Here is an 18,296-nt window from a genome sequence, read left to right on the forward strand (position 1 = left end):
AGAGCTAACTTTCATCAGAAAATTTCAAATCAACAAAGTTTTTGAAAGAGTCAAAACATTATACTTTATTAATGTGAAAAATCATAATTAATAATAATATCATTTTTTGAAAATTTTTTGAAAAATTAAGATAATAAAATTACATGATTAGTTATAAGTTATAAATTATAGGATAGGGGTGAAGTTAATTGTATTCAGTTAAATCAGTAAAAGAAATTCAAGATTTGAATCCATTCATAGTAGTGGGTTGTGGAGGAGGTGGAGAAAAATTCTCCAATCTTGAAGGTATCGAAACAGTAGGATTCATCGATGATGATGAAAGAAAGCAAGGAAAGCAGTTTTGCAATCATGTTGTTTCAGGCAGTTTGGAAAAGTGCCTTGAAGGTGCACCGGATGCAAAGTCTCTTGTTATAATGTTGCCTATTGGTGCCGAAGGTACTGCATTGAAATATGCTGTCCAGGCAATTGATGCTGGTTTGAATGTCATAACTTCTTTTAGATCTTTGTCTGTTAGTGAAAACTTGTCATTAAAGAAATTCGCTGATTCAAAAAATGTTACAATCAAGGAAATCGGTCCTAGACTGGATGTTGTTGAAAAGATAGCTGGAGTCGCCCCTGAAAAATCATGTGAAGTTTTACCAAAAATATCCTATAAGCCTAAAGCTCCCGTAATCTTTGTTGGAGGCACATCCCAGGAATGCGGCAAACGGACCACAACCAAAATGCTTGGTTTGGCAAGCAGTGAAAGAGGATTGACTCCTGCAATCATATCCACAGATGAAATGGGTCTTGAAGAGCCTACTGATTTTAATTTTAGAGCAGGAAGTTTATCTGCCATGGATGTTCCTGCAGCAGTGCTGTCTGCAATTAAATATGTTGAAGAAACAAAAAACCCTGATATTATTTTTATTGAAGGTCAGTCCAGTTTGACTGAAATGGGTAATCCTCACCCAAGAGGTTTGTCTGCAGCAATTTTGATTGGTGCAAACCCGGATGCAGTCATTGTTGGGCACAGGCCAAATCACCCATACAGAGAACCTCGCGGCATTGAAGAGGAAATCAAAGCTATTGAAGCTGTTGAACCTACAAAGGTTGTCGGACTTTCAGTCAATCTTAAAAACGCTGAATTGGACTTATGTCCTGAATACTTTGAATCAACCTTTAATCTGCCTGCAGAAGACGTTTATAATAATGGTGCAGCTAAATTGTTAGATGCTATTCTTGAATACTTAGAGGAGTAATTTAAATGAGTTTTATGGATAATTTAAAAAGAAGTTTAGGCTATGAAGAAACAGAAACCAACAATCTGAACGCTAATAAGGAGAGTGCTCTTTCAAACATATCAGCAATGTTTAATAACCTGACAAATTCTTCAAATAACCATAACGCACAGCAAAAGAGTAATAATCAACAATACAGGCAAACTCCAAAACCTTCTCAAGCTCACAATCCTGCCCCAAAACCTAATCCTGCTCCAGTTTATGAAGATTATGATGAGTATGAGGTTATTACTCCCGAACAATCCTTTTATGAAATTGTTTTAATCAGACCAAAAACAATTGATGACATCAACTATGTTGTCGATCAGGTATTGGAAGAGAAAAACCCTGTTATCATGGATTTGTCATTCCTTGAAAGGGAAAGTGCAGCTAACTTTAAATTGGCAGGGGATAAAATAAAACAGATGAGGTCAAGATACGGTGTTCAGGCATTATTGCTTGCAAGAACCGATGACAAGGATTTGGTAATTGTTGCCCCTAAAAAAGTCAGAATAATTAATAAAGGATAAGTAGATTAATTTCTACTTTCTACATTTTTTAAAAACTTCAAATATCTCATCAGAATATACAGCACAATCACGACGGCTATTACCGTTTCTATTTTTAATATTGGATTCAATATTGTTTTATATCCTATTTTTGTTAAGACGCCTTTTGTGGCAAGTGTGCTGATTACGAATGGAAATGTAAATGCCGCAAAGCTAGGGTAGAAATCCAGATTCCTGTATTCGATGAATTTGGACAATGAGAATATGTAAAATATGCATGCAAATATGTATAATATTGTTATAAATTCATTTGATATGTTCTGTGCGGAATTCAGATATCCCACAATCAATATGCTTAAAACCGCATTGAAAATGCAGATTAACGGTTTGTTTGCATCAGGAATGTCTGGATGTTTAATGTATCTGTAGATTACAAGAGGCAAGGTTATCAGCATTGCAGAAAAACCTATAATGAAGAATAGGAATCCCATTTCCTCAATTCCATGGACACTTGATGTGATTGCACCCATTGTGATTCCAATGTAGACTATCCAGTAGCTAGGATAGACATTCGAAATATTGAAATTAAGGACAATAAAATGATAGGTAAAGTAAATCATCAGTAAAATGTGCAAAGCTATTGCGCAAATCCATATAGTATATGCCAAAGTCGAATTAAATTGAATGACATATGTGGATAGAATCATCAAACTCATGGAAAAAGTACCGGAACTGCTGACAATCACCGGATTTTTGAAGTCATCCTTGATTTTGGATGAATAAAAAATGATTTTTAAAACTATTAAAATTAAAAATATCACTCCAATGCCGCCAAAAACATATCTGAGATATGGATGGATGTCCTGTGTCAGATTTCCCAAGGACAGTAATGCGAGAATCAATCCGCAGATTGGTATTGGTATATTTTTAATTAATTTCATGTTTTTTCCTTTTAACTGTAACCGTATGTTATCACATATCCGTTTTCGTCAACGAGGCGGAAGTATCCGTCATCATAGCGGATTTTTGTAGTTCCGTCGCTCATTTTTTCACGGGAAACTTCATGTTCGGACGGATTCCAACCGTCGGAGGTTATCTCGCTTTCATGATAAGGAGTATAACCTTTGTAATTTATGTCATTTGTCGGACGGTTTGCGTCTATGGAATTCATTTGGCTTGACTTAACACTTTCATCTTCAAATTTGAAGCTTTTATAATCATCAACGGGCAAATATTTGTTGTTTCCATCAAATGTGCAATTTATATCATAATTGCCTTCGGAAAGGTCATTCAATTTCAATGTTGCAATTCCTTTTTTGTTGGTGGTAATGTCATATTCATTAATGTCGTCCCCGTTAGTTAATGTGATTTTTATTGTCTCATTGGCGATTGCGGTTTTGTTTAAATCAGTTAATTTTACTTTAATTGCATCCCCATTATACATTGTGTCATTGCAGATGATTTTCATTTTGCATTCTTCTTTGCCTGTGTTCTGCAAAATCATTGTTGAAATTCCTGCCGCAAGGATTGCTATAATGATTACTAATAAGATAATGATTATTTTTCTCTCATCCATATTTTCACCAATATTCATTAGATATTGAAGAATTTCTGAGCGTTCTCATGCGATATTTTTTTGATATTGTTATTTTCATATCCTAATCTTTCCAATTCTCGAATTGTTTTAGGAACTGATAGTGGATCTGATGGTTTGTTGCTGATATCGCTGTTCAATAGAAATCTGTCAAAGCCGTATTCATCTAAAATGGCTATTGCATCTTCCTTATCCATCTTTTGAGGCTGCACTGTTAGGCCTAGCATGCTTTCTGATGCAATCGCTTCTGCTATGACGTTCGGATTGATGTGGTCAATGACGGCCTGCTTTTCATCTAAGTGCTGGGGAAGAATTTTCAAAATTTCTTTTAAAACTTCCCTTTTGTTTTTTCTTGGAGTGTGTATGATTACTTTTGAATTTGTTTCATCTGCAATGTCCAGTTGCTTTTTAAAGATTGAAATTTCGTCATCGGTTAAATCTTCAAGGCCAATTTCTCCAATGGCTATTATCTGGTCCTTTTCAATCCATTTGTACAGGTTTTCATAGATTATTTCAGGATCTTTGATTGCATTTGCTGGATGAATTCCTAAGGCCACTTTTAAATCAAGGCCGTATTCGGATGCCCTTTTAGTGTCATACTCACGGATTCTGTTTAGATGATTTAACAATACGGTTTTATTGTCTATTTTATATGGATAATAGCTGCATGTTATTGCAGTGTCAATTCCTGCAAGATACATCTTTTCAAAGTCTTCACTACTTCTTGAATCGGCATGCATATGGGTATCAATCATTGTATCACATCTCAAAAGTTATCTAAGTTCATTTTTGTTAGTTTTCTTTTAAAAAAATATCTGAAAAACCCATTGTTTTTAAAGTTTATGGAAGTGTGCATCGGTGCTTTTGTTCACTTTGATATGTTTTATATCATATAGTAATAAAAATAAGAACATAAGTAATACTACATAGGTGGTTAACATGATAGAAAATATAGAACGTATAGAACATGTCGATTCAATTTTTGAAGATGTGAAATTCGCATCAAATTCCGCAATACGACTTAAGATATTGGCTACTTTATTCAGAAAGCCTCAGAACATGAAGGAACTGACTGAAAACACAAATTTGAGTTACAGTTCGATTTCAAGCAACATGCATGTTTTGGAACTGAAGGATTTCATTTACAGGGAACACAACCGGTATTACCTCACCAATTCCGCTAAAGTCAGAATTGAAGACCTTTTGGAATTCAATTGCGTGATAATGTTGATAAATGACTTTTTCAACATTTTGGTCAATCATGACGTTGACATGATTCCTCCAGAATCAGTATCTGAACTTTATCTGCTTAGGAATGCCAATCTGATGGAGTCCAGTGGTGTAGATGCATACAGGACATACAATTTCATAGATAAGTGTCTGGCAATGGCAAGCAACGTCAAATGTGTGCTGCCGTTTTACTACGAACCGTTCTTCAGCAGCATTGAAGACCTTCTTTCTAAAAAAAGGGATGTGGAGCTCTTTGTTCCTGAAGCCGTTTTGGAGATACTTGAGGATACGACAAATATAGGGAATGTGGATTCCTTTGATGAGCACCATGTCTTCCTGTTGATTGTTACAGACCAGGTAATGATTCTTGGATTGTTTATGGAAAACGGCACCTTTGATAAAAATAGATTGGTTGCCTCAAAAAACCATGATTCCATTCTTTGGGCAGATAATTTGTTTGAAAACTTCAAAAAGAGAAATGATAAATGAGTTTACACTCATTTATAATATTTTTCTAAATATTGTGCAATTTCTGAAATTGCTATTCTTTCCTGTGCTTCGGTGTCCCTGTCCCTTATTGTTACCATATTGTCTTCAAGAGACTCGAAGTCAACAGTTATTGCAAGAGGAATACCAATTTCATCTGCTCTTGCATATCTTTTACCGATTGTTCCGACTGCATCGTATTCGACAGTAAAACCTTCCATTCTCAGGTTTTCAGTTAATTCCTGAGCGATTTCACGAGGTCCTTCTTTGTTTACGAGTGGGAATATTCCAAGCTGTACTGGAGCAACGGATTTGTCGAATTTGAAGTAGTCCTTTTCTTCGGTTTCGGTGAATGAATGCAATAAAACAGAATATGTTATACGGTCAATACCGAATGAAGGTTCAATTACGTGGGGAACGATCTTTTCTCCAGTAATTTTTTCTTCAACATCTTCAAACATGAGCAGATCTTCAGTCACTTCATAAGTTTTATCCAATTCTATTGTGAATTTGCCTTCGCTTTCTATTGCTTTTTTGATTTCCTCAACGTCGGCTTCTTCAATTGCTTGTTTTACTTTAGGAGAATCTCCTTTAAATATTGGTCCGAATTTGGACAAGTTAGGTTTTACAACGGTTTTCTGAACAATTTTAGGTTCATCATATTCAACAAAGACATTCAATTCATCATTACTGTACTGTGAATGTGAAGTTAAGTCGTAATCTCCCCTGTCTGCGATTCCAATTATTTCAACCCAGCCATATTTGTCGGTTTTAACTTCAACGTCCCAACAGTCAAGAGCGTAGTGGGCCATTTCTCCTGCCAGGTGTTGTCTGAATCGCAATACTTCTTCAGGAATTCCAATTTCGGTTAAGAATTTACGGGCCAAATACAACTGGTAAATCAACATTTCATTGGCCACTATTCCTTTATCAAGTGCTTCACGTGCAGTGATTTCTAAAGGTTCCAAATTATTTTCCTGCACTTCCTGTGAGTTTAATCGCAATACTACATCTTCAATCTGTGAAAATTTAGGGTGTGTCTTGTCCTGAGGATTTAAAAAGATTTCCGCTTCTGCTTGTGTGAATTCTCTGAGCCTGATTACTCCTTGCCTTGGTGAAATTTCATTTCTGTATGCTTTTCCAAGTTGCACTGCTCCAAATGGCAATTTTCCTCTGAAAAATCTTTCCAATCTTTTGAATAGAATGAAGATTCCCTGTGCTGTTTCAGGTCTCATGTATCCGACTTTATCGCCTTTTGCACCTATTTCGGTTTTAAACATGAGGTTATAGTTCCAGATATTTGACAGTTTGCCTCCGCATTCTGGACATACGATGTTATTGTCAATGACGATTTGGTCAAGCTCTTCATTTTCAAGGCTTTCCACATCTTCGCCAATGACCTCTTCAATAATGTGGTCTGCTCTGAAAACTTCTCCACATGATTCACATTTACACATTGGGTCTGTAAAGTTATCAACGTGTCCTGATGCTTTCAATACTTCTTTTGGCATTACGGTTGGACCTTCAATTTCGTAAAATCCTTCACCTGAAACGTATTGTTTTCTCCATTTTTGCATGATGTTGTTTTTTAGACTTGCTCCAAGAGGACCATAGTCTGTAAAACCGGATACTCCGGAGTAAATCTCAAAGGACGGCCATAAAAATCCTCTTTTGGCACTAATATTGGACATTTTGTCATGATTCATAAATATTATCTCCATTTATTTTTTTAATTCGTAATCACGTTTAATTCTACTGCTTTCTGGACTGGTCTGGCCCATATATTTGCTGTTCCTACTTGGGTGTCCATATGGTATTTCTGAGGGACTTGTCATTGTCTCAAAAACGATTTGACACACTCTTTGACCGGGATAGAGTGCTACAGGCATTGCGCCTATGTTGGATATTTCCAATGTGATTTTACCTTCAAAACCAGGATCGATGAATCCTGCTGTAACGTGCATTGTAACACCTAATCTTCCCATACTTGAACGCCCTTCCACTCTTGCAACCAGATTGTCGGGCACTTTAACATACTCCAAAGTGGTGGCCAGGGCAAATTCATTTGGATGTATTATAAATGCTTCGCCTTCTTCAACGGTTGTTGATTCCATATATGATGATACGTCCTCTTCATCTTTAGGATCAATGAAAGGTTTCCTGATTACTTTAAATACTTTAAATTCATCTCCCAGTCTCATGTCAATAGAAGATGGCTGTATTTGTTTTTCATCTAAGATAGGTTCAATTTTTATTTTACCTTCTTCCAAATATTCTCTTATATCTTTATCGCTTAAAATCGCCATTTTTTCACACAAGTAAATTTATAAATATTATAATTCTTTGATTTCTATTAAATCGTCAATTCTGTTGACTACATTGTCAATGGTTTGGGAAGTGTAGTCGATTTCAATTGCATCGAATTTGCATGAATTGACGCAAAGTCCACATCCTTTGCAGTTGTCATTATCGATGCTTATTTTATTATCTTTAAAACTGATTGCCTCAAACATGCAGCTTTCCAGGCATTTTTTGCATTTTTTACAGTTTTCCTCATGAAGTTTGACACTGACGCCATCGAGCTTTTCTAATTTATCGCTGATGTCTGAATCCAAATTAGGATAAACTTTCCATAAACAGCAGCATGGACAGCAGTGGCATATTGTCAATAATCCTTTTCCTGGATGCACGTTCATCCAAACTGCATCAATTCTATTTCTTCCGATGATGTGGCTTAAACCTGCCTCATCTGCCCTGTCAACTTGAGCCAAAGCTTCTTCAACAGTTGCCAGTTTACCGATGTGCTTTGGAATTTTTCTTGCTGTGGGTCCAAGGAAAATGCATCCAATGTCTTGAGGGTAATCCTTACAGTCATTGGAGGTTCTGCAAAGACAGGTATTCATTAAAACAATGTCATTGCTGCGCTTTATCACTTCTTTAATCACGTCTGTAGGAAGGAATTCAGACCCTTCAGATTCTATTTTTTTGTTGATATTGATTGTATTTGGTATGACAACAATTTCATCATCTTTGAATAGTGTGAAATCGATTATTTTCTTGTATATTTTTGATTTTTTTGTTATTTCTGCTATCCAGAATCTCCAATTGAAGATATACTTAAGGATAAATCTGCTGAAATCAACTATTCTAGGTCTTCTCATTGTTCACCAATTTTATTTTTTAATCTTCTTAAAATGCCTTTAAGAGTGTGGGCTTCTCGTCCTGTTATGAATGCTCTTGAAATGATATTGTTGAATGTTTTAAGGCCGTTCCTTTTTTTATGGTCGGGAATGTCTAAATAATCAATCAACGCTTTCATGTCTTTTATTAAATATTCCTTTTCCAATTCTGTACTTTCATTAATTCCTTCAACACCGTATTCATGCTTGTTTTTGAATAATTCATAGAATATTATCGCAGCTGCATGGGAAATGTTCATGATTGGGTAAGTTGGGTCTGTTGGAATGGAAACGCAAATGTCACAGTCTCCTATTTCCTTATTTGAAAGACCGTCCCCTTCCCTTCCAAATAATATTGCTATCTTATTAGATACGTTCATGGATTTACCCAGTTCTTCTGGTTTAATTGGGATTCTTGATAGATTGTAGCTTCCTCCAGCCATTCCTGTTGAAGCAACCTTGAAGTCAATTCTTTGTGATTGGTAAAAATCATCCAAAGTCGGAAATATTTTTGCGTTTTCCACAATGTATTTTCCATGGGTTGCCTGATAGAATGCTTCCTTTGTTAATGTCGGAGGATTAATCAATACTAAATTTTTCAATCCGAAGTTTGCCATTGTCCTTGCAAGAAAACCAATATTTCCAGGAGTTTCACATTCAACAAAAACAATATAAATGTTTTCTTTAAAAAGACTGATTTCCTTTTCCTCCTGCTCTCTAACAAGCTTGTCTCTTGCAGTTCCTCTGGACTGCACTCGGGATTTTGATTTTTTTGTTGAAGTTGCCTTTTTTTCGCTGTTGCTTTTTTCTTTTTCATCGGGTGAACTTACTGATGCGGTTTCAACCACTTTCTGTTCACTTACAGCGGCGTCTCCTATTTTAATCAACTCCAATTTTATTTATTCGTAGGCTTTATCTAATAATTCAAGAATATGCATGGATTTAATATCTTCACAACCAATTGCATCTAAACCGTCCTGAAGGTTCAACTCACAAAACGGACAGATTGTAACTACTACATCAGCATCAGTGTCCTTAATCATCTCTGCTTTTGATTTGGATAACTCCAGTGCTATTTCCGGTTTTCCGGATTTTATTCCACCGCCTGCTCCGCAGCATTGGCAAGGATATAGCATTTCTTTTAGCTCAACACCTGGGATTTTTTCTATAATGTCTCTTGGTGCATCTTTAATGCCTTGACCTCTTCCTAAATGGCACGGATCATGATATGTGACTGTCATATTCACTTCTTTTAACTTGCTTTCATCAAGTTTATCAACCAAAAACTCGCTGATGTCCATTACATTCAATTTAGACCCGAATTCTGGGTGGTTGTTTTTCAATGTAGCTCCGCAACCTGAACAGATTGTAATGACTGTATCATAATCCTTAAAGACTTCCTTATTCTTATCAACAAGTTCCTGAACGATATCGGTTTGTCCGGTTCTTAAAAGTGGAGAACCGCAACATACCTGGCCTTCAGGAACATCAACATCAATTCCATTTTCTTTTAGAATTTTAACCAATTTATGCCCAATTTCTGGGAATTTGTAATCGGTCATACATCCTGTAAAGAATGCGATTTTTGAACCGGTATAATTTTCAGCTTCTTCGATAAATGGGGTCTTATCAGTTTTAACGGATCTTCCGGTTTTTAGGATATTTTCCTTAAACGCAACATGTTCCGGAAGAGGTCCTGAACCGTTTGCAACAGCAATTGCCCTTAACTTTTCTATTGCATCGCCAAAGGTATTGATGTTTTTAGGACAAACTGCAAGACATTTGCCGCAGCTTGTACACTTGTATAAACCTTCATCCAATGCTTCTTTGAGCCTATCAAAGTTATCTCTTGGATCGCTTTCGAATTTGCGCATGTATCTCATCAGATAAGGTCCGCCAAATTCTTCAGTTGCAATATTGACAACAGGACAGGTTGATAAGCATGAATAGCACTCGATACAGCTTCTTACCTTTTTGGTATCTGCTGAATCCGCTTTTGTAATTGAAGTGTCAAGTTCGTCGCATTTATGGTCGCATTGAAGGGATAACTCCAAATCCTTTACTTTTGCTTCGATACTTGATTTGTCCACAATCAAATCTTTAATCACAGGGAATCTAAGAGGTTCGATAATTGCTCCGTCCTTTATTTCCTTTTGGCATGCCAGAGCTCCATTTCCTTTAAATAATATTCCGCATGAACCGCACTGGCCTGCTCTGCATGAGCTTCTAAAACTGATGTCCGCATCGTATTTTTCATTGATGGCCTGCAATGCATCCAGAACTTTCATATGGGGTGTTTTTTCAATTTCATAACACTCCAAATGTGGTTCCGTATCAGTTTCACGGTTGAATCTTGAAACATAAACCTTAATCATCATTTCTCTCCAAAATTATTAAAAGCTTATAAAACATTATAATATATTATTTATAGGTAAAGGTATTATATAATAATATTGTATTATTGATTATTTTGAGGAAAATATATGAATTTAAAAGAATTAGTTACAGGAGCTGCCGGTGAAAAACAATTTTTACTTGGTAACGAAGCGGCTGTTAGAGGTGTTATAGAGGCAGGTGTTTCTATTGCAGCCACTTATCCCGGAACTCCTTCATCAGAAATTGGAAATGTGCTCTCAGTATTGGCAAAAGAGGCCAATATTTATTTTGAATTTTCTACTAATGAAAAAGTCGCAATGGAGGTTGCAGCCACTGCAGCTGCATCCGGACTTAGGTCATTTACTTTTATGAAGCACGTGGGCATGAATGTAGCTGCAGATTCATTCATGACAACTGCATATTCAGGTGTCAACGGTGGAATGGTTATTTTATCCGCTGATGATCCGTCATTGTTCTCATCACAGAATGAACAGGACACCCGTAATTATGCAAGATTGGCCAATGTGCCTATTTTGGAACCTTCCAACTGTCAGGAAGTTAAGGATATGGTCAAATATGCATTTGATTTATCAGAACAGTTCAATTTACCAGTAATTGTCAGAACAACCACTCGCGTATCTCATATGAGAGGAGTAGTTGAATTCGGTGATGTTCGAGACAATTCATCAAACAACGACAATCACTGGAAAAGAGGCCACTTCAAAAAGGACCCTTCAAAATATGTTCCTGTTCCTGCATTTGCAGGCGACATGCACGTAAGACTATGGGATAAAATCCACAAACTTGAAGAAGTCACAAATAAAAGTGAATACAACAAAGAAATAGACTTTTCCGCTGATAAGAAATACGGTTTGATTGCTTCAAGCAGTGCATATAACTACGCTCATGATGTTGTTAAATTCAATGAATTGGACATTAACATCCTGAAATTGGGATTTTCTTATCCGTTCCCACAGGAATTGGTTGGCGAATTTTTAGCAGATTTGGATGAAGTGTTCATTGTTGAGGAAGTTGACCCGATAATTGAAAGGGACGTTCTTGCAACATTAGGTGCCAAAAAGCTGAATGTCAATGTCCACGGTAAACTGGACGGCACATTCCCACTTTACCATGAGTTCAACTCAGACATTGTCAGTGACGGCTTAAATAAGGTATTGAACTTCAAGGAAGATGAAAGCGTTGCATATTCCACAAGCCTGGAAAAACTCCAAGAGGACATTCCCAATAGAGCCCCGGTATTGTGTGCAGGCTGTCCTCACAGGGCAATGTATTATGGAATAAACAAGGCAATTGATGAATTGGGCTTGAAACTTGATGATGTGGTATTTGCATCAGACATAGGATGTTATACATTAGGTATCAATCCTCCTTACAACTGTGCAGATTACCTGCTGTCAATGGGTTCAAGTGTCGGTGACGGTTGCGGATTTTCAGTTTCAACAGATCAAAAGGTAGCAAGCTTCATTGGGGATTCAACATTCTTCCACAGCGGTATTTCACCTTTAATCAATGCTGTTCACAACAAGCATAACTTTGTTCTAACAGTCCTGGACAACAGGATAACCGCAATGACCGGAGGCCAGCCAAACCCAGGAATTCCTGTTGATGGAATGGGTGACGAGGCTCCCGAAGTGTCAATCCGTAAACTGGCGGCCGCCTGTGGCTGTGACTATGTGCGTGTAATAAACCCATTCAATTTGGAGCAGGTCGTTAAAACTTACAAGGAAGCGTTCGAACGTGACGATACTGCAGTGATTGTTTCAAAAGCTCCATGCACATTAATCAAAGGATTGACTAAAAAACCGCCGGTCAAGTTTATTGAAAGTAACTGTAACAACTGTGATAAGTGTGTAAGTGAATTGGCTTGCCCTGCCATTTCAAAAATCAATGGAAAAATCACAATCGATAAATCCCAATGTGACGGATGCAATGTATGTATTCAGGTTTGTAAGTATGGCGCTCTAGAGGCAGGTAGGTGAGAAAATGGATAATCATTATAGTATTTATATTTGTGGTGTAGGTGGTCAAGGAATCATAAAGACATCTACAATAATTGGTGAAGCTGCTATGAACCAAGGTTTGGATGTGGTAATGAGTGAAATTCACGGAATGTCTCAAAGAGGAGGATCTGTTTCTACAGAATTGAAAATCGGAGGATACAACTCTTCAATCATTCCAAACAAAGGGGCAGACATGCTGCTTGCTTTTGAACCTATCGAAACTATAAGGGGTCTTGATAAGGTAAATTCAGAGACTAAAATCGTTTACAATACTCATCCTATTGTACCTTCTTCAGCGGATAAACCTTATCCAAGTGTCGACAACATTACAAAAACATTAAAGGAAAATTTCAAACATGTTCTTCCAATCAATGGAACTGAACTTGCTGTTGAAGCCGGAAGCGTTTTAGCTTTGAACATGGTTCTTTTAGGTGCCGTAACTGCTGATGACAAGTTTCCACTAACCAAAGAGTCAGTCATTGAGGCAATGAAAAATAATTTAAAACCTAAATTCCATGAAATGAATTTAAAAGCTATTGAAAGTGGGTACAATTCTATCAAAGGTTAAATTTTAAATAGTATTTGGAATAAAAAATTAATTAGATAATTGAAGTTGTGGTAATATGGCTTATAAAATTGACAATGCTATTGTAAAAAAAGATATTGCAGGCAATTTAACATTAATTGACCCGGATAATGTATTTGAAGATGAAGATGCATTCATTGCTGTTAAAAGTGATGATTTAATCACTATCCAACTTTTAATCAATGGAATCTTGAAAAATGACTTTAAAAGTTGGAGGGAATTGGGAGTAGTTCCTGAAACTGACCCATTGAAAAGTATTCTCGTACGTTTAGGTTATTCAAAAGAAGATATAGCTAACTTATTAAAAGAGTTATAGCTATCTTTCTTTACTTTTTTTTAAAATTTTTCTCTAAAAAATAAGTTTAGAAAAGATGTTAATCTTTTCTATAAGTCTTTAATATCGTTTTCATCCAATATTTTAACATTGCTTTCTTTTAATGCATCTATAGCCTTTTCCATATTTTCCAATCTCATAACGACAATGGCTTCATCAGTTTTGCTACTTACAAATGCATACAGATATTCTAAATTGATTCCTTTTTCATCAAAGACAGCTAATGTTGAGTTTAATCCATTAGGCTCATCTGGAACAGCTAAAATGATTACCTCATTTTCCTTAACAATGAATCCATCATTTTCGAGTGATTCTATTGCTTTTTCATTATCGGAAACGATTAATCTTAAAATTCCGTATTTTGTAGTGTCTGCTATTGAAAGTGCACGAATGTTAATGTTCTGCTTAGCCAATGTGTCAATAGCCTTTTTAATTCTACCTTCTTTGTTTTCGACAAAAATTGAAATTTGTTTTACTGCCATCATATCACCTATTCAAAATTCCTTTCATCAATTACACGAACAGCTTTACCTTCACTTCTTGGTAGTGATTCCGGTTCACAGATTGTTACATCCACTCTTAGTCCTGTTTCTGACCTGATGGATGCTTGGATTTGTTTTTCCACTCTTTCCATTTCTTTCATTTCATCTGAGAATAACTCTTTTGATGCTTCCACTTTAACTTCCACTTCATCTAAGATATCTGGTCTTGTCACATGGATCATGTAGTTAGGACTGATTCCGCTAATTTTAAGCAATGCCTTTTCAATTTGTGATGGGAACACCATGACTCCTTTGATTTTAAGCATATCATCGCTTCTACCAGTGATTCTTGTCATTCTGACGGTTGTTCTTCCACATTCGCATTCCTCTTCAATAAGTGAAGTCAGGTCTTTTGTTCTAAATCTTAAAATAGGCATTCCTGTTTTTGTCAATGATGTTAAGACAAGCTCTCCTTTCTCACCGTAACCTAAAGTTTCACCAGTTTCGGAGTTAATAATTTCCGGGTAGAAATGGTCATCTTGAATGTGCATTCCGTTTTGTTCGCTGCATTCCTGGGCAACGCCCGGACCCATTACCTCTGTTAATCCGTAAATGTTGTGGGTTTTAATTCCGAGAGATTTTTCGATTCTCTTTCTCATCTCGTCTGTCCACATTTCTGCTCCATGGATTCCTGCCTTCAAGTTAATGTCTTCTAGGGGGATTCCCGCTTTTTCTCTTGACTCGCCGAGATACATTGCATAGGATGGTGTGCATGTTAGGATGTCACTTTGGAAATCAACCATTGTGTCCAGTTGCCTTTGTGTATTTCCTGCAGAAATTGGTATTGTTATTGCACCCATTTTGTTTCCGCCGTGATGGATACCGAATCCTCCTGTAAACAATCCGTATCCGTAAGCATTTTGGATAATGTAGTCTTTTTCAGCACCTGCCATTTTCAGTCCACGTGAAATGCATTCTCCCCAGATGTCCAAATCGTTTTGGGTGTATGCGGTTACTGTTGGTTTTCCTGTTGTTCCTGAAGAGGCATGAACCTCCACAATCTCTTCACGGGGAACTGCAAGTAAACCTAATGGATAAGCTTCTCTTAAATCGCTTTTTGTAGTAAATGGAATTTTTTCGATATCTTTTAAAGTTTTTATGTCTTCAGGTTTTATTCCTGCATCATCAAATCTTTTTTTGTAGAATTCAACATTTTCATATGCCAGTTTCACTGTTTTTTGCAATCTCTCAAGTTGAATCTTTTCCTTCTCTTCCTTAGTCATGCATTCTGCTTTTTCATTCCAAAACATTATATCCCTATTTCATGATTTTTTTTAATGTGTTTAATTATAATCTTCATTCATTATAAAACTTTATGAAACTGTTTAATTTTTTCATATTTTGGCAGGTGATTATTTTAACATTGAGGAAACAAAATTGTTCTCATTTTGTTATATTGCAAAAGGACAACTAAATTTACTTTATTCTTATAAAAAACTATTTATAATTGGCAGATTATAGATTAACATGGTGATAACTATGGATTCAAAAATTAACAAAGGAAGAATAGAATTTAATGATGAAAATTATGAAAAAGCATTGTCCTACTTTGATACTGTTGCGGAAGATGATGAGGACTATGACTATGTGCTGATTTTTAAAATCACTTGCCTGATGGAACTTGAGAGATATGACAAGGCTCTCTTTTTGATTGATTCCCTTCTTGCCGAAGACGATGATGATGAGCTGCTTTTGTATGAAAAAATCCGGTGCCATATTGCCTTGGACGAAAGGTCAGAGGCACTCGCCACATTGAAGAAATTTGAACGCATCATTCCTAAGGACAACAAAAACGTCATGCTGGACATTGCTCGGTTCTACAAATTCTTGGGTGAATTCAAAAGCGCATTGAGATTCTGCAATTTGGCATTGTCCATCGATGGTGATTTTGAAGAGGCAATCTATGAAAAAGCACTGGTTGCAATTGCAATGGGCAATGATGAAATCGCTGATAACTGTGCAAACAAGCTTCTGGATGTGGCAGGCGATGACAAGTATAAAATCATCCCAATATTCATGCTTAAAATAAACTGCGGAAAATTGAGGGATTGCGTCGGCATCGTTGACAGTTTGGAAGATAAATTTCAGGATAATACATGCAACATGCTTAGAATAGTGATTTACAATCAATTGCGTGAAAAATTGGATGTTAATGTCCATTTAACTGATGATGCCGATTTGTCTGTCGCTGAAGCTATTGATCTCTTGCTTGATTATGAACAGACTGGCGTTAAATGGGGATTTGTCAATGATGTTGGTTTCATCATTATGTAATGTACATAAATGTACCTTGATGTATATAAAAATAGTAATGTTTATATAATTTCTTTATTAATATAAAATATTGTAATTATTATAAATTATTATTAATTATTTTTTTAGAGGTAAATATTTATGGACGTAATGATTTTAGCAATTGTATTTATTATTTACATATTTGCGCTTGTTTTTGTAGGTTATTATGCATACAAAAAAACCAATTCCTCTGAAGACTTCATGATAGCGGGTAAGGACACTCACCCATTCATCATGGCGATGAGTTATGGAGCCACATTTATTTCGACAGCCGCTATTGTAGGTTTTGGAGGTGTTGCCGGTGAATACGGTATGAGTGTTTTATGGTTGGCGTTCCTCAACATCATCATAGGGGTATTCATCGCATTTGTATTCTTAGGAAAAAGAACCCGTAGGATGGGGCATGCTTTAGGATCTCTGACCTTTCCTGAGTTTTTAGGAAAACGTTTTGACAGTAAATTCATTCAATATGCTTCAGGATTAATCATCTTCTGCGCAATGCCGATTTATGCCGCTGTGGTATTGATTGGAGCTGCAAGATTTTTGGAATCATCACTGTTGATTGATTTTAGCATAGCATTATTGATTTTATCAATCATTATCACATTCTATGTGCTGTTCGGTGGAATCCGTGGTGTAATGTATACTGATGCCCTTCAAGGAACAATCATGGTTGTTGCAATGGTATTCCTTTTGGTATTCGTATACTGGTTGCTTGGAGGAGTAAACACCGCAAATACTGCACTTTCAGGAATGGTTAACTTATATCCTGCCGATGCCATAGCAACGGGTGGAACGGGTTGGACTTCGTTTCCGGAATTTGGAACACCTTTCTGGTGGTCACTGGTTTCATCCACATTAATCGGTGTAGGTATAGGTGTACTGGCCCAGCCTTCCTTGATTGTAAGGTTCATGACAGTTAAATCAGACAAGGAACTGAACAGGTCAGTTTTAATCGGAGGTATTTTCATTGCAATCATGCCAACCACAGCTTATATTGTAGGATCTCTTTCAAACGTGTATTTCTTCGATAAACTGGGGAAAATCGCAGTGGATGTGGTTGGAGGAAACATCGACAAGATTATTCCGACATTCATCACAATGGCACTGCCTGAATGGTTTGTTTACATATTCCTGTTGTCTCTGATTGCGGCTGCAATGTCAACAATATCATCACAACTTCACACACAGGGAACCGCATTCGGTGTGGACATCTATTCAGTTATAAGGGACAAATCCAAACAGAAATTGGACCAGGTATCCATTTCAAGAGTAGGTATCTTAGTTGCTATCATCTTGGCTTTGATAATGGCATTCTCACTTCCTGGAAGTGTAGTTGCACTCGGAACAAGTTTGTTCTTTGAAATCTGTGCAGCAGCATTCCTTCCAGTGTTCTTGGGAGCACTTTACTGGAAAGGAATTACAAGACTCGGAGCCATTGCAGGAATCGTATCCGGAACATTGGTAAGCCTTTTCTGGTTGATGTTCGTGTTCAAAAAGACAGCAGTCGGACTTGGAATCTGCAAATTCCTATTGGGTGTAGAAACAATCTTGCCTTCCGCTCCATGGCCGTTCATTGACGTGATGCTGATAGCTGTACCTGTCTCAGCAATATTCGTTGTTGTCGTAAGTCTGCTTACCCAACCCCCTGCACAGGATGTCATCGATAAGGCATTTTCAAACATAGACAAAAAGGGAAGTGATGCATAATGGCAATTTTAGGAATTAGTGACCCATTGATTTGGGGAGTGTATCTTGGAATTATCTTATCCACACTTTTATGTATTGTTTATGGTATCGTAAACTGGAACAAGGGAGATTAGATTCTCCTCACTTTTTTTTTTATTTTTAATTGCATTTCTATTCACATTAACGCAAGCTATTT

At 36.6% G+C, this 18,296-nt stretch carries 19 protein-coding genes; 9 read left to right on the forward strand and 10 right to left on the reverse strand.

Features of this window, described 5'->3' with window-relative positions; genetic code table 11:
• Positions 1 to 188: 188 nt before the first annotated feature.
• Together Q0W26_RS02825 and Q0W26_RS02830 are read left to right on the forward strand one after the other, a co-directional pair.
• On the forward strand, positions 189 to 1,241 hold the full coding sequence (locus Q0W26_RS02825; protein WP_298522159.1) for a DUF1611 domain-containing protein: 1,053 nt from the start codon (positions 189 to 191) through the stop codon (positions 1,239 to 1,241).
• Positions 1,242 to 1,246: 5 nt separating this feature from the next.
• The gene (locus Q0W26_RS02830) at positions 1,247 to 1,789 is read left to right on the forward strand and encodes a cell division protein SepF (RefSeq protein ID WP_298522160.1); all 543 of its coding nucleotides are present in this window, start codon (positions 1,247 to 1,249) and stop codon (positions 1,787 to 1,789) included.
• A 5-nt stretch (positions 1,790 to 1,794) separates the two neighbouring features.
• Here the strand turns inward: Q0W26_RS02830 and Q0W26_RS02835 are convergent, their stop codons facing one another.
• From Q0W26_RS02835 to Q0W26_RS02845, 3 genes are read right to left on the reverse strand one after another with little or no spacing between them, the layout of a single operon-like run.
• On the reverse strand, positions 1,795 to 2,709 hold the full coding sequence (locus Q0W26_RS02835) for a TDT family transporter (RefSeq protein ID WP_298522161.1): 915 nt from the start codon (positions 2,707 to 2,709) through the stop codon (positions 1,795 to 1,797).
• 11 nt (positions 2,710 to 2,720) lie between these two features.
• A complete protein-coding gene (locus Q0W26_RS02840; protein ID WP_298522162.1) occupies positions 2,721 to 3,344 on the reverse strand; it encodes an Ig-like domain-containing protein in 624 nt (207 codons plus the stop codon).
• 17 nt (positions 3,345 to 3,361) lie between these two features.
• On the reverse strand, positions 3,362 to 4,117 hold the full coding sequence (locus Q0W26_RS02845) for a TatD family hydrolase (RefSeq protein WP_298522163.1): 756 nt from the start codon (positions 4,115 to 4,117) through the stop codon (positions 3,362 to 3,364).
• A 184-nt stretch (positions 4,118 to 4,301) separates the two neighbouring features.
• Here Q0W26_RS02845 and Q0W26_RS02850 point away from each other — a divergent pair, with 184 nt between their 5' ends.
• Complete coding sequence (locus tag Q0W26_RS02850) at positions 4,302 to 5,081, forward strand: winged helix-turn-helix domain-containing protein (protein ID WP_298522164.1); 780 nt, start codon at positions 4,302 to 4,304, stop codon at positions 5,079 to 5,081.
• Between the two features lie 8 nt (positions 5,082 to 5,089).
• Here Q0W26_RS02850 and glyS read toward each other — a convergent pair whose 3' ends face one another.
• Genes glyS through tfrB form a run of 5 tightly spaced genes read right to left on the reverse strand, consistent with a single transcriptional unit; the run spans position 5,090 to position 10,632 of the window.
• Entirely contained in the window at positions 5,090 to 6,784 is a 1,695-nt protein-coding gene (gene glyS / locus Q0W26_RS02855; protein ID WP_298522165.1) for a glycine--tRNA ligase, read from the reverse strand.
• A gap of 15 nt (positions 6,785 to 6,799) precedes the next feature.
• Positions 6,800 to 7,384 carry a dCTP deaminase gene (gene dcd, locus Q0W26_RS02860; RefSeq protein ID WP_298522166.1) on the reverse strand — a complete coding sequence of 195 codons (585 nt, stop codon included), beginning with the start codon at positions 7,382 to 7,384 and terminating at the stop codon, positions 6,800 to 6,802.
• A gap of 27 nt (positions 7,385 to 7,411) precedes the next feature.
• On the reverse strand, positions 7,412 to 8,239 hold the full coding sequence (locus Q0W26_RS02865; RefSeq protein ID WP_298522167.1) for a 4Fe-4S binding protein: 828 nt from the start codon (positions 8,237 to 8,239) through the stop codon (positions 7,412 to 7,414).
• Positions 8,236 to 9,144 (reverse strand): TrmJ/YjtD family RNA methyltransferase, encoded by a 909-nt coding sequence (locus Q0W26_RS02870; protein ID WP_298522220.1) that lies wholly within the window; start codon positions 9,142 to 9,144, stop codon positions 8,236 to 8,238. The genes Q0W26_RS02865 and Q0W26_RS02870 overlap by 4 nt, the downstream gene beginning before the upstream one ends.
• Positions 9,145 to 9,156: 12 nt before the next feature.
• Positions 9,157 to 10,632 carry a fumarate reductase (CoM/CoB) subunit TfrB gene (gene tfrB / locus Q0W26_RS02875; protein ID WP_298522168.1) on the reverse strand — a complete coding sequence of 492 codons (1,476 nt, stop codon included), beginning with the start codon at positions 10,630 to 10,632 and terminating at the stop codon, positions 9,157 to 9,159.
• 108 nt (positions 10,633 to 10,740) lie between these two features.
• Here tfrB and iorA point away from each other — a divergent pair, with 108 nt between their 5' ends.
• Genes iorA through Q0W26_RS02890 form a run of 3 tightly spaced genes read left to right on the forward strand, consistent with a single transcriptional unit; the run spans position 10,741 to position 13,556 of the window.
• Positions 10,741 to 12,633 (forward strand): indolepyruvate ferredoxin oxidoreductase subunit alpha, encoded by a 1,893-nt coding sequence (gene iorA / locus Q0W26_RS02880; RefSeq protein WP_298522169.1) that lies wholly within the window; start codon positions 10,741 to 10,743, stop codon positions 12,631 to 12,633.
• A 4-nt stretch (positions 12,634 to 12,637) separates the two neighbouring features.
• Positions 12,638 to 13,222, forward strand: coding sequence for an indolepyruvate oxidoreductase subunit beta (locus Q0W26_RS02885; RefSeq protein WP_298522170.1), 585 nt, complete (start codon positions 12,638 to 12,640; stop codon positions 13,220 to 13,222).
• A 55-nt stretch (positions 13,223 to 13,277) separates the two neighbouring features.
• Entirely contained in the window at positions 13,278 to 13,556 is a 279-nt protein-coding gene (locus Q0W26_RS02890; protein WP_298522172.1) for a hypothetical protein, read from the forward strand.
• A gap of 68 nt (positions 13,557 to 13,624) precedes the next feature.
• Here the strand turns inward: Q0W26_RS02890 and Q0W26_RS02895 are convergent, their stop codons facing one another.
• Both Q0W26_RS02895 and Q0W26_RS02900 read right to left on the reverse strand, forming a co-directional pair.
• On the reverse strand, positions 13,625 to 14,056 hold the full coding sequence (locus Q0W26_RS02895) for an amino acid-binding protein (RefSeq protein ID WP_298522174.1): 432 nt from the start codon (positions 14,054 to 14,056) through the stop codon (positions 13,625 to 13,627).
• A gap of 8 nt (positions 14,057 to 14,064) precedes the next feature.
• Positions 14,065 to 15,366, reverse strand: a complete 1,302-nt coding sequence (locus tag Q0W26_RS02900) for a phenylacetate--CoA ligase family protein (RefSeq protein WP_298522175.1) — start codon at positions 15,364 to 15,366, stop codon at positions 14,065 to 14,067.
• 229 nt (positions 15,367 to 15,595) lie between these two features.
• Between Q0W26_RS02900 and Q0W26_RS02905 the strand changes: the two genes are divergently transcribed.
• The 3 genes from Q0W26_RS02905 (at position 15,596) to Q0W26_RS11925 (ending at position 18,234) form a co-directional block, all read left to right on the forward strand.
• Positions 15,596 to 16,390 carry a tetratricopeptide repeat protein gene (locus tag Q0W26_RS02905; protein ID WP_298522176.1) on the forward strand — a complete coding sequence of 265 codons (795 nt, stop codon included), beginning with the start codon at positions 15,596 to 15,598 and terminating at the stop codon, positions 16,388 to 16,390.
• Between the two features lie 120 nt (positions 16,391 to 16,510).
• The gene (locus Q0W26_RS02910) at positions 16,511 to 18,121 is read left to right on the forward strand and encodes a sodium:solute symporter (RefSeq protein ID WP_298522177.1); all 1,611 of its coding nucleotides are present in this window, start codon (positions 16,511 to 16,513) and stop codon (positions 18,119 to 18,121) included.
• Positions 18,121 to 18,234, forward strand: a complete 114-nt coding sequence (locus Q0W26_RS11925; RefSeq protein WP_342765329.1) for a symporter small accessory protein — start codon at positions 18,121 to 18,123, stop codon at positions 18,232 to 18,234. The genes Q0W26_RS02910 and Q0W26_RS11925 overlap by 1 nt, the downstream gene beginning before the upstream one ends.
• Positions 18,235 to 18,296: the final 62 nt, after the last annotated feature.

It is taken from the genome of uncultured Methanobrevibacter sp., assembly GCF_947169325.1.
In the GTDB taxonomy this organism is placed as follows: domain Archaea; phylum Methanobacteriota; class Methanobacteria; order Methanobacteriales; family Methanobacteriaceae; genus Methanocatella.